The organism is Chryseobacterium sp. WX (assembly GCF_029542485.1).
Classification (GTDB): domain Bacteria; phylum Bacteroidota; class Bacteroidia; order Flavobacteriales; family Weeksellaceae; genus Chryseobacterium; species Chryseobacterium cucumeris.
In genome coordinates, this window is record NZ_CP120710.1 from 2,287,814 (window position 1) to 2,299,856 (window position 12,043).

Here is a 12,043-nt window from a genome sequence, read left to right on the forward strand (position 1 = left end):
CAATTAGAAAATAGTACTATATTTGCTATAATTACGAACTAACTTTAATATTAAAAATTATGAACAAGTCTGAATTAATCGACGCAATCGCAAAAGATGCAGGTATCACTAAAGTTGCAGCAAAAGCTGCTTTAGAATCTTTCATTGGTAACGTTACAACTACTTTAAAGAAAAAAGACGGAAAAGTTTCTTTAGTAGGTTTCGGTACTTTCTCAGTAGCTGAGAGAGCGGCTAGACAAGGTATTAACCCTGCAACTAAAAAACCAATCAAAATTGCTGCTAAAAAAGTTGCTAAATTCAAAGCTGGAGCTGATTTATCAAATGCAGTTTCAGGTGCTAAGAAAAAATAATCATTCAGATTACAAAAATTCAAGGCTGTTTCTTAGAAACAGCTTTTTTTATGTCAAATTGTGATAGGAAATCCAACCGTTAAGAAGATTTAACTGGTTTATAATTATTAAGTTTTGGCTAAAGCCGGTATTATCAGACCCAATAAAATAAGCGGGCTAAAGCCCGCTTCTATTGATAAACCGATCATGACATGCATTAAAATATAACGCATCATCTAGTTTTTAACCTCTTATTTTTCCATTACGGAGCCAATCTTGAAATTTTCCAGTCAAGGTCTTTAAGCTCATAAATAATCCTGTCATGAAGACGATTGGGTCTTCCCTGCCAGAATTCAATTTCATAGGGTCTGGCAAGATATCCGCCCCAATTGGCAGGTCTTGGCACTTCCGTATGTTCAAACTCCTTTTCCAGCTCTTTTAACTTATCTTCCAGAAATTCTCTATTAGGAATCTCCTGGCTTTGCGGAGAGACCACAGCGCCAAGCTGACTTCCTTTTGGCCTGGAATGGAAATAACCATCGCTAAGATTTTCTGCTACCTTTTCAAGATCAGCCTTGATAATGATCTGCCTTTCAAGATTAGGCCAGAAAAAATGCAGGCAGGCTTTATGATTGCTTTCTATTGCTTTTCCTTTTCTGCTGTTATAATTGGTATAAAAAATAAACCCCTCATGGGTATATGCTTTAAGAAGCACCATTCTTGTTCTTGGACACCCATCTTCTTCTACGGTAGAAACCGCCATAGCATTAGCTTCTGAGATCATCGGACTCTCATTGGCTTCCAAAAACCAGTCTCTGAACTGCTCAATTGGATTTTGTTTTATCTCACTTTCAATAAGTTGGGATTTCTCGTACACTTTTCTTTTGTCGTGCAGGTTTTCCATAAATATTTTTTATTAAATTTGAGTATGAATCACTCATACAAAGGTAAAATATTAATCTCGACCCCTGACATTTCCGGCGATATTTTTTCAAGATCGGTAGTATTGGTTATTGAACATAATGAAAGTGGTGCATTTGGTTTGATATTGAATAAAAAGAATAGCCAGATGAGTAGCAAATTCAAAGATTTTTTTGACTTTAAAATTGAGGTTTATGATGGAGGGCCTGTAGAAAACGACAAAGTATTCTTCATTGTAAAAGGTAAAAGAGTTACTGAGATCTATACAGACATCACTGATGAATACTATCTTACAGAAGATATTGAACGTATTATTAATGCGGTTTTAAGCAGTGAACTGGATATTAATCATATCAAAATATTTTCAGGATATTCCGGGTGGTCTCCTAATCAGCTGGATAGTGAAGTTCAGAGGAAAATGTGGACTGTAGTGGATGTTTATAATCTTGATTATACACTTCCCAACGATCAGACACTCTGGAAATCTATCATGCAGAATCTTGGAGGAGAATTTCTTCTCTGGGCCAATTCGCCAGAAGATATTTCACTGAACTAAAAGTATATTTTTCGCATTACTCTGATAATTAACAAACTTTAAGATTCTTTTAACCAATTTTAAAGAAAGTTTTTCCGTTCTTTGAAAAACTAAAATCACTGATATGAAAGGTATTACATTACTTGCTTTATCAATATTTTCTACAGCTTTTTTATCATTTACTCCTATCAACAAAAAATATATTGTCATCGATGCCGGACATGGCGGAAATGATTTTGGAGCAACTTATGGTGAAATTCTGGAAAAAAATATTGCATTAAGCGTTGCTAAGGAAATCCGGAAGATCAATGAAAGCCAGAATCAATATGAAGTTATTTTAACAAGGGATTCAGACAGTTATCCTACTCTTGCAGAAAGAACAGATCTGATCAACAAGCTAAACCCTGAAATGGTTATTTCCCTTCACGTGAACAGCTCTCCTGAAAAAGAAAGATCTGACAACGGATTTGAAGTGTACGTTCAAAATTCTGATGTTTCAAAGGAATTAGCTGGAAAAATCTATAAGAAATTCAATGCCCGAAAAATATCGGAGAGCAATCTTCATATGCTGAGAGAAACCAAAGCACCTGCTGTATTGGTAGAACTTGGCTTCATCAATAATTCTGACAACAGGAATTATATTACCAGTGAAAAAGGGCAGAAAGAAATCGCACAAAAATTTGTTGAGATTATCAACGAATATTAAATAAAAAAACAATTTCTGATTTACTCAGAATAAAACCCGGTAAAGGACTTCTGGAACTTTGTTGTTTACCGGGTTTGTCAATTTTTATGAATTAAAACTTTTCTTCCAGCTTTCTACCAGTTCAGAGAAACGGGAAGTTTCAAAAGTCTTGTTTCTTATCTTACCTACAGAAAATATACCTTTCTCGTCTGAAATCATTAAAATTTCTTCAGCTTTCTGAGATTCAAATGCGATAATCTCGTGTTCCTGAATATCAGCAAGATTATTTTTATGTAAAAAAGTAACAAAGTTTTCCATCAAAGGAGAAATGTAAGCTCCTTCTGTCTGTTTGGGTACTTTGATCACGTCACCTTCCAAAAAGAGAAGATTTCCTGCAGTGGTGCGCGCTATTCTTTTGTTTGGATTCAGAAGAATCACGTCATCAAGGTCATTTTCCTGGGCATAGATCACTCCGTAAATATTTTCCGGACAGTGAACCCTGATATTGCTCAAAAGATTGTTATTAACGTTAATTTCTTTAATCAAATCCAATTCCAAAGGTCTTTGATGAACTGCAAGCACATCCGCCATTTCCGTTACTTCGTAAAAATAGGAAACTGAAGATTTTGCCAAGGTCACTCCATCATTATTTCTGAACACCTGGAAATTGATAATTCCGTTCTTGACTCCTTTACCTTCAATGATTTCTTTTTGAAAAAGGTTCTGGAAAAACTCCAGGGTGTAAGTTAAAGGAATATTCAGTCTCATCTTTCTCATGGAAGCCATCAGGAAAAAATAGCATTCTTCGTCCATGATCAATCCACCATTTCTTACAAAGAAAGATACTTTTACTGAGTCTCCCCAAAGAAAAGCTCTGTTCTTTACACTTAACTCGTCTGATGTAAAATATTGATTTTCCAATTTTTGATATGATTTATTTACAAAAAAATAATGAACGATAAATCGTTCATCAGTTTTATCATTTCATATAGCCCGGTATTATGCCGCACCTAGTTTTATTCTCAGGTTTTCGATAAGATTTTCCCAATACATTGCATTTTCCTCTTCATCACCTTCTTCACAGAAATCAGTAATATTTAAAGCAAGATCTTCTGTAATATCATCGATAGTGATAGTCATTTCAAAGAAATTTTTTGTTCCTTCATCTTCTTCCCATCTGAAACGCACGAAACCTTCAGGCTTATATCTGATCAAAGTGGCCTTCTCAGCAGGTCCTCCACCCCAGCTAAAAAAGAAATCATCGCCTTTCTCTGTTACCTCATCCGCAAACCATTCAGACAATCCCTCTGCAGTCGCCAGATATTCATATAAAATCTCTGATAAACAGTGCATTGGAAATTCGTAATGGACTTTATGTTTCGCCATATAATCTTTGTTTTATCGTCCCGCAATATATAAATTAATTTTTTTATTACGCAAAAAAACAATTACTTTTTTATAGAATCTGTATGATATTTATCACTGGATTTAAATCTCTGTGATGTCAGGTTTTAAAGCTAAAAATTACCATGCAAAACATAAAAAAATCTCTCATTTACAGAGAGATTTTATCTTTAATTTTCATTCAGTATATCAAGAATAATCTGGCATCCTTCCCGGATTTCGTCCAGAGATAATGTAAGCGGCGGAGAGATTCTCAGGTATTCATTTCTGTACAGCTGCCAGAAAACAATCAGCCCTTTTTCCATACATTTTTTAGCTACTTCCAGCGTATATTCAGGAGTTCCTAAGTTCACGGCAAGCATCAACCCTTTACCGTTGATATTTTTAATTTTAGGATGAACCAAAAGTTCTCTGAACAATTTCTCTTTTTCCTCAACTTCATTCATTAAACCGCTTTCCAGCACTTCTTTCAATGTTGCATAACTTGCCGCTGCAATGAGTGGATTTCCTCCAAAAGTAGTAATGTGGCCCAATTTAGGAGAATGTGAAAGCGTTTCCATAATTTCTCTGGAACTCATAAAAGCTCCTACAGGAACTCCACCACCCATTCCTTTTCCCATCACCAGAATATCCGGAACAATTCCAAAATGTTCAAAAGAGAATAACTTCCCTGTTCTTCCAAATCCGGGCTGTATTTCGTCCAGAATTAAAAGTGCTCCTACTTCTTCACATCTTCTTTTTAATTTGATCAGATAGTCGTTATTTGGAACCAGAAAGCCTGCTGCTCCCTGAATGGTCTCAAGAATAACACAAGCAGTCTTCTCCGTAATTTTATCAAAGTCATCTTCATTGTTAAACTCAATGAAAGACACCATTGGTAGTAAAGGACGGAATTCTCTCTTGTGAGTTTCATTTCCGGAAACACTTAAAGCCCCATGAGTATTTCCATGGTAAGAATTTTTAAAGGAAACTATTTCTTCTCTTCCCGTATATCTTTTAGCCAGCTTTAAGCTTCCATCGATAGCTTCTGCACCGCTATTCACAAGGTAAGTAACCTCCAGAGGATCCGGAGTGGCTTCTGCAAGCAGTCTGCATAATGCGATTGGTTTTTCCTGTGCATATTCTCCGTAAACCATTACGTGAAGATATTTATCGGCCTGCTCTTTAATGGCATCCACTATTTTAGGGTGCGAGTGTCCCAAAGTATTAGCAGAAACTCCTGCTACAAAGTCAAGATATCTTTTTCCGTCTGTACCATAAATGTAGCTTCCTACTGCTTTTTCAACTTCAAAACCGGCAGCAAATTTGGTGGTTTGAGCCTGATATATAAAAAAATCTTTATGCATTTCCATAAATATGTTATGAAAGTCTAAATCAGTTCTCTTCTTTAGAATCTTTTTTTATTTTTATTTTAGATGTATTGTTGTAATCAAAATCAGAAAGTTCATCAAGTTCATTCTGAATTTTCTGTTTCCAGTCCTGCAGCTTCTGAGTATTGAGGCCATAATTGGTTTCATTGTCTATCAGGGCCTGAGCTTTTGTATATTCAGCTGTCAGATTATTAAACATTTCATTGGCATAAGTAAAACCTTTCCACAGCGTATTTTTATGAATAAGAAGGTCTTTACGCATTTTTCGGGCATATACTTCGGCTAAATCAAAATTGACCTGCTGATATTCTATCATAGCCGGAATATTGCGAGAATCAGGATTTATTGATGAAGCACTGCTGGAAAATTTATTGATAATCTTTTTATTAAAATTATTACTTAGTGCATTAAATCCCCTTAACTGATAAGAAAAGTTGATTGCTGATCTGATTGAAATACGATCATCATGGGTAATCAATTTATAATCCTCTTTCTGTAATTTTCGTTCTTTACTCCATACAAATTCACCTGGTTGTAAATCTTGGGAAAAAAACATCAATGGGAAAAATAATAACAGTAACAGAATTTTTTTCATACCTACTTGTTTTCTATTTTCTTACTCTCTTTGGTTTTTTAGCTTCTTCTTTAGCTTTTTCGTCGTCAATTGCTTTCTGCGCTTTATCGAATAGCTCACTATCAGCTGTATATTGTATTTCTTCGTTATTTGGAGTATCTACAAGGATATCCTGCCATTTCCTGATTCTGTCTTTGGTATTCCAGTTAAAATCCGGGAATTTTCTTTTCGAAGGTTCTATCATACTCATAGGATAAGTATCGGAAGCAGCTCCAATACTGCATGAAATAATCTGAAGTGCTCTTTCTTCAAACAATGCTCCGATAATTCCGCAGGTTGATAATGTAATCCCTATTCTTTCCGGTTTTTTGGTTTCCTGATCAGTATCATCAACATACACGATAGACTGGGCATTTCCAACGACTCTTGCTTCTTTAATCGCATTTTTCTCATAGTATACCGTCATGAATTTTCCTTTCACCTGATTGAACTCATCTTTCAGGGTAAGTGAGTCAACTTTACTTATGGCAAAGGCATTTCCGATTACTTTTAAGGAGTCAATATCTTCTGTTTTAGTATTGAAATAAGCTTCTACTTTATCTCCGGTAACCTGCTTTTCACCGCTCCAAAGAATCGGATTGGTATACATATGCATGATTCCGTCTGTTTCATTGAAAGCAATGGAATCTGCTCTTCCCTGTGCATTGGATTTATAGATACGGGCTTTTTTAAAAGCTCTCAGATAGCTTTTCTTCACTTTGATATCTACTGTATCCGGTCTTTGATAGGAGATAATTTTTTCTGCAGCGAAATAAATGGAGTCTTTTTCCATCACTTTTACAGCATACGGACTTTTAGTCATCATGGCAGAGTCTTTTTTCTCAAAAATTTCTCCGTAACCTCCTTTTATATATCTTTTTTCTATAGGATCATCAAGAGTTACATTTCCTGTTGCCTTACCGAATCCTGAGATTTGATTATAGTACATATCATCACCGGTAAGAATTTTCTCATTATAATAGATTCTGGAGTTTTTGGTTAGAAAAGCCTCCTTGGAATCCATTTTATAAGTTCCTTTTTCGGTGTAGATTCTGTTTCTTGGATTGGTTTTGCTGGTAATGGTTGTAGGACCTAGAAAATCAGCAATTTTTGTGTTCTGATTCTGTTTGATGTTGGGTCCTTCTATAGTATACTGCGGGGTTTCAATTTTTACATTCCCAGTAAGATCTACCACTCTTGTATTGAGAAAATAGGTTCCTACTTTGGCGTAGGTTACATTCTGCCCGTCAGAAATTGTCCCTCCTGTGTTAAAATAAGCCTGATTAGCCAGCCTGTCATAATACAGAATATCTGTTTTAATGGTTTGCTTCGGATCTGTTAAAACCACATTTTTTCTGGCAACACCTTTCTGGGTATTGGCATCATATTCCATTTCTCCTGCTGTGATCACAGAACCGTCGGTATTTTGAAGCCTTGTATTACCTATTGCTTTTACAAAGTTCTCTTCATTATACAGAACAACTTCATCTGCTGTAAGAATGGAGCCTTGGTGTTCTATCTGAACATTTCCGGTAAAGTATTGATTCCCGTCGTATTTTTCAGGGCTTTTCTTGATCTCGTCCGCATGGATGATCTTTACTTTATCTTCAGGTCTCACCTGCTTGGGCTGAGCCGGTGAAGGAGCCTGCAAATAAGGATCTCTCTTCACAGGGGTTTTATCCTGCGCAAAGTTGAGCGTAGAAATAAAGAGTAACAGAAAAAGGGCTATTCTCATTAATTAGTCATTCTTAGTGCCATAGAAATATAGCGAATGAGAATCAATTTTTACGCCAAATGCTTCTTCAATGGCTTCTTTGATTCCTTGAATTCTTGGGTCACAGAATTCAATAATTTCTTCAATTTCTTTATCAGAGTCTTTTTTGTAGATCACCAGGTGGTCATGCTGTTTGTCAAAATAAGACTTTTCATAAGACGAAGAAGTTAATGTCTTTTCTCCGAATTGATGCTTACGGATTAAACCTGCATCAAGGAAAATTTCAATCGTGTTGTAAATGGTTGCTTTGGAAACATGATATTTTTTCTGCATCATGAGAAGATACAGATCATCAACATTAAAGTGATGATCCATATTATAAATCTCTTCCAATATTGTATATCTTTCAGGTGTGTTTCTGAACCCTTTTTCTAATAAGTAGTTTCTCAAAACATCCTTGATCAAAGCTATATTCTTTTCTTTTTGTATTGTATCCATTAAAAAAATTATCTACAAATTTATTGAATTTTATTTAAATAGATAGTATGGTTAAATACGAGTGGCTACGAGTTGTGGCGGAAATACCCGGACTGCTCGATCTTATTATCATAAACTGTTAATTCTGTGATCGGTGCAGATTCTACTTCAACGTTATGCGAAGAGACTCCCCAAGCCTTAAAGTCGTCACTTCCGATATACTTAACAAAATTGTAAATGTTAAGAGTAATCTTCTGTTTAACAGTTAAAAGGATATCGTTGATATAGGTGTTATCTATGATCACATATTTAAGATCCGGTGGTATATCATGAGCTCTTAAAGATGGGTGGCTGCTTCTTGAAGGAATGGTTCCGTCTGCCATTAGATCTTTAAGGACCATATTGAAATAATCGTTGATTCTTCGGTCTACTTTAAATCCTAAAAGGAAATTGATTTTATATACGGTTCCCGGAAGGATCTCGTCTACAGTATATCTGAAAGTATATGGATCTTCCTGGTTTACAATGCTCAGGATGAAGTAATGATCTGCTCTTTTCGGTTGTTTTTTGATGATGGAATAAATAATTTTAGATTCCACTTCATCATTTCTTTTAGCTCTGCTCAGATAAGCCAGATTGGTAGCATATTTCGGAATAGTTTCGTCCAGTTTCATGTCTTTAAGAATAGACACATATTTTTCTATTTTCACAAACTGGATAAATCTTGTTTTGATCAGTCTTCCGTTATACCATGCATACATAGAAATTCCGATAGAACCAGCCAAAACAACGGTGATCCATCCACCTTCCATGAATTTGATAATGTTGGCACTGAAGAAACCTAATTCGATTGCCATATAAACCATTGCGAAAACCAGAATCAAGACTTTGCTTACTCTGTGTTTCAGGAGCCAGAAGACCAACAGAACGGTTGTCATCAGCATGGTCACCGTAATGGAAAGTCCGTAAGCGGCTTCCATTTTTCCTGATTCTCTGAAGTGAAGCACAACAATGATACACAGGATAAGAAGTCCCCAGTTGATTCTTGGGATATACATCTGTCCTTTTACTCCGGAAGGATAATCAATTTTCTGATTAGGCCAAAGGTTAAGAGACATTGCTTCTGAAAATATGGTGAAAGAACCGGTAATTAACGCCTGACTGGCAATAATTGCTGCTGCTGTTGCTAAAATTACTCCCGGGATGATCATCCATTCTTCCATGATTCCAAAGAAAGGATTCACTACAGAAAACCCAGGTTTGTTATAATTGGTTAAAAGCCATGCTCCTTGTCCAAGATAATTCAGAATAAGCATAATCTTAACGAATGCCCAGCTTATTCTGATGTTTTTTGCGCCACAGTGCCCTAAATCAGAATACAATGCTTCTGCTCCGGTTGTACAAAGGAAAACAGCTCCTAAAATAACAATAGCACTTGGAGAGTTGGCAATAAGTTTATAAGCGTAATAAGGGTTGAAAGATCTTAAAATCTCAAAATTTTCACTCAAATGCATTACTCCCAGTCCTCCTAATACCAGGAACCAAACCACCATTACAGGACCAAAAAATTTTCCGATAAAACTGGTTCCAAACTGCTGCACCACAAAAATGGCAATCAGTATTCCAATGGTGATAGGCACGACAGGAGTATGTGGGTTATAAATTTCAAGACCTTCAATAGCTGACATTACCGTCAGTGATGGTGTAATGACTCCGTCTGCAATAAGGGCTGCAGCACCAATGATTGCAATGAGGTACAACCATCCTTTTTTAAGGTTTCTTACCAGTGAAAACAAAGCAAGGATACCCCCTTCACCTTTGTTATCTGCTCTCAAAGCAATGATCACATATTTTATCGTGGTCTGCAGGGTAAGGGTCCAGATAATACAGGAAAGAGCACCTTCTATGTATTCATTGAAAGGCATATTGCTCCCTTGGGATCTTGCATTCACAATTGCTTTCATTACGTAAAGCGGAGAGGTACCAATATCTCCAAAAACAATTCCTAGAGACACTAAAACTCCTATGAAGGAAAGTTTCTTTATGTCGAAGTGGTAGCCATCTTCTGTAACTTCTGCCATATCAGCTTAATTTATTTTAAAGGCGCAAATTTATACTAATTTTATGACGTCAAGAATTTTTCTTCATGAATATAATAAATGAAAAAACTTCCTTTCGGAAGTTTTTCTCTATAACTATTTTACGTACATCGCTTTTTTGATTTCCTCTTTTACTTTTTCAAGTTTAGGGAACCATTCTGCAAATAATGCAGCAGAGTAAGGTGCAGGAGCATCAGGAGTCGTAATTCTCTTGATAGGAGCATCTAAATAATCAAATGCTTTTTGCTGTACCATATAAGTGATTTCAGAAGAAATAGAAGCAAATGGCCAAGCTTCTTCTAAAATAACCAATCTGTTTGTTTTCTTAACGGAAGCTAAAACAGTATCAAAATCCAGAGGACGAACTGTTCTAAGATCGATAACTTCTACAGAGATTCCTTCTTTCGCCATATCTTCAGCAGCCTGTAAAGCCAGTTTCATGATCTTACCAAAAGAAACTAAAGTAACATCTGTACCTTCTCTCTTGATATCTGCTTTTCCTAACGGTAAGTAGTATTCTTCTTCAGGAATTTCCATTTTATCTCCATACATCTGCTCAGATTCCATGAAAATAACCGGATCATTATCCTGAATTGCAGTTTTCAACAACCCTTTCGCATCGTAAGGATTTGAAGGAACTACTACTTTAAGACCAGGAATGTTTGCAAACCAGTTTTCAAAAGCCTGAGAGTGAGTAGCACCTAATTGACCTGCAGAAGCTGTAGGACCACGGAAAACGATTGGACAATTCCATTGTCCACCACTCATCTGACGGATTTTTGCAGCATTATTGATAATCTGATCAATTCCTACCAATGAGAAATTGAATGTCATATACTCTACGATGGGTCTGTTACCATTCATCGCAGCACCCACAGCAATTCCTGTAAAACCAAGTTCTGCAATTGGGGTATCGATTACTCTTTTAGGACCAAACTCATCCAACATTCCTTTGGAAGCTTTATATGCACCATTGTATTCTGCAACTTCCTCCCCCATTAAAAAGATGGATTCGTCTTTACGCATTTCCTCGCTCATTGCCTGTGCAATTACCTCACGAAAAGTATATTCTGCCATATTTATTCGAAAAATTTAGACTACAAAAATAGTGTTTTTTTATTATACACATCATAAAAACGGTCTTCATTTCCATGAGAAGTCATAATATTAACTGTATTTAAAATTAATTTTCCTTCTTAAATGCGTCCTTCTTGTACCTTTTTTATGTTCCGAAGAATTTTCACAGAATTTTTATCTACAAAAAATGACATCCCATTTCTGAGATGTCATCTAAAATTCTATTTAAACTTATATTAATTAGCTTTCTCCCAAACCTGGGTTCTTCCCAGTAAAGATAATCCTAAGTACCCTCTTACGTTCAGTTTATCACCGCTTCTTGTAATGGTACATTTGTATGTTTTTCCTGTTTTAGGGTCTGTAATAGTTCCTCCGGTGAACTCATCACCGTCTTTTTTCAGTCCTCTGATAATCTCCAATCCTAAAATTGGTTTTCCTTTTCTGTCATCTTTACAAACTGTACAGTTTGGATCAGCAGGTTTTATCAACAACTGAGAAACTTTTCCATAGTATTTTCCGTCTGATTTTTTGAATACTTCAACAATAGATTTTGCCTGTTTTGTCTCATCATCTATCGTTTTCCACTTACCTTCTATCTGTGCAAATGTAAGTACACCACATAAAGAAAGTGCGAACGTTAACAATATTTTTTTCATATTTCTTATAGTTTTAATTTTATACAATATTCTTATCTACGTATTGATAAAAATATAAATTAATTTTCAACGAACAAAAATTTTTATTATACAAAGCATAAAGAGGTGAAGAAAAGTAAAATCAATAATTACTAAAACAATTAATTTGCCAATCAGTTTATTG

At 35.6% G+C, this 12,043-nt stretch carries 13 protein-coding genes; 3 read left to right on the top strand and 10 right to left on the bottom strand.

The window, feature by feature from the left end; all coding sequences use genetic code 11:
* The first annotated feature begins 59 nt into the window (after window positions 1-59).
* Entirely contained in the window at window positions 60-350 is a 291-nt protein-coding gene (locus PZ898_RS10320; RefSeq protein WP_002976900.1) for an HU family DNA-binding protein, read from the top strand.
* Window positions 351-591: 241 nt separating this feature from the next.
* Here PZ898_RS10320 and pdxH read toward each other — a convergent pair whose 3' ends face one another.
* Window positions 592-1,233 (bottom strand): pyridoxamine 5'-phosphate oxidase, encoded by a 642-nt coding sequence (gene pdxH / locus PZ898_RS10325; protein WP_062673858.1) that lies wholly within the window; start codon window positions 1,231-1,233, stop codon window positions 592-594.
* Between the two features lie 24 nt (window positions 1,234-1,257).
* On the opposite strand from pdxH, the gene PZ898_RS10330 reads away from it, so the two are divergent.
* Complete coding sequence (locus PZ898_RS10330) at window positions 1,258-1,806, top strand: YqgE/AlgH family protein (RefSeq protein WP_062673856.1); 549 nt, start codon at window positions 1,258-1,260, stop codon at window positions 1,804-1,806.
* Between the two features lie 103 nt (window positions 1,807-1,909).
* Window positions 1,910-2,491, top strand: a complete 582-nt coding sequence (locus tag PZ898_RS10335; RefSeq protein ID WP_062673854.1) for an N-acetylmuramoyl-L-alanine amidase — start codon at window positions 1,910-1,912, stop codon at window positions 2,489-2,491.
* An 84-nt stretch (window positions 2,492-2,575) separates the two neighbouring features.
* Here the strand turns inward: PZ898_RS10335 and PZ898_RS10340 are convergent, their stop codons facing one another.
* The 9 genes from PZ898_RS10340 to PZ898_RS10380 all read right to left on the bottom strand — a co-directional run bounded on the left by PZ898_RS10340 (window position 2,576) and on the right by PZ898_RS10380 (window position 11,880).
* Window positions 2,576-3,391 carry an aminotransferase class IV gene (locus PZ898_RS10340; RefSeq protein ID WP_216443953.1) on the bottom strand — a complete coding sequence of 272 codons (816 nt, stop codon included), beginning with the start codon at window positions 3,389-3,391 and terminating at the stop codon, window positions 2,576-2,578.
* Window positions 3,392-3,469: 78 nt separating this feature from the next.
* Window positions 3,470-3,856 carry an START-like domain-containing protein gene (locus tag PZ898_RS10345; protein WP_034696870.1) on the bottom strand — a complete coding sequence of 129 codons (387 nt, stop codon included), beginning with the start codon at window positions 3,854-3,856 and terminating at the stop codon, window positions 3,470-3,472.
* A 188-nt stretch (window positions 3,857-4,044) separates the two neighbouring features.
* A complete protein-coding gene (locus tag PZ898_RS10350) occupies window positions 4,045-5,220 on the bottom strand; it encodes an aspartate aminotransferase family protein (protein ID WP_277695602.1) in 1,176 nt (391 codons plus the stop codon).
* 28 nt (window positions 5,221-5,248) lie between these two features.
* Entirely contained in the window at window positions 5,249-5,839 is a 591-nt protein-coding gene (locus tag PZ898_RS10355) for a hypothetical protein (RefSeq protein WP_131797507.1), read from the bottom strand.
* A gap of 13 nt (window positions 5,840-5,852) precedes the next feature.
* Window positions 5,853-7,592, bottom strand: coding sequence for an OstA-like protein (locus PZ898_RS10360; RefSeq protein WP_062673847.1), 1,740 nt, complete (start codon window positions 7,590-7,592; stop codon window positions 5,853-5,855).
* A gap of 3 nt (window positions 7,593-7,595) precedes the next feature.
* Window positions 7,596-8,069: a transcriptional repressor gene (locus PZ898_RS10365; protein WP_002976876.1), complete on the bottom strand. Its 474-nt coding sequence runs from the start codon at window positions 8,067-8,069 to the stop codon at window positions 7,596-7,598.
* Between the two features lie 65 nt (window positions 8,070-8,134).
* Window positions 8,135-10,129: a KUP/HAK/KT family potassium transporter gene (locus tag PZ898_RS10370; RefSeq protein WP_062673845.1), complete on the bottom strand. Its 1,995-nt coding sequence runs from the start codon at window positions 10,127-10,129 to the stop codon at window positions 8,135-8,137.
* 114 nt (window positions 10,130-10,243) lie between these two features.
* The gene (locus tag PZ898_RS10375) at window positions 10,244-11,224 is read right to left on the bottom strand and encodes a pyruvate dehydrogenase complex E1 component subunit beta (protein WP_034696867.1); all 981 of its coding nucleotides are present in this window, start codon (window positions 11,222-11,224) and stop codon (window positions 10,244-10,246) included.
* Window positions 11,225-11,460: 236 nt separating this feature from the next.
* Entirely contained in the window at window positions 11,461-11,880 is a 420-nt protein-coding gene (locus tag PZ898_RS10380; protein ID WP_062673843.1) for a DUF2147 domain-containing protein, read from the bottom strand.
* Between the last annotated feature and the right edge of the window lie 163 nt (window positions 11,881-12,043).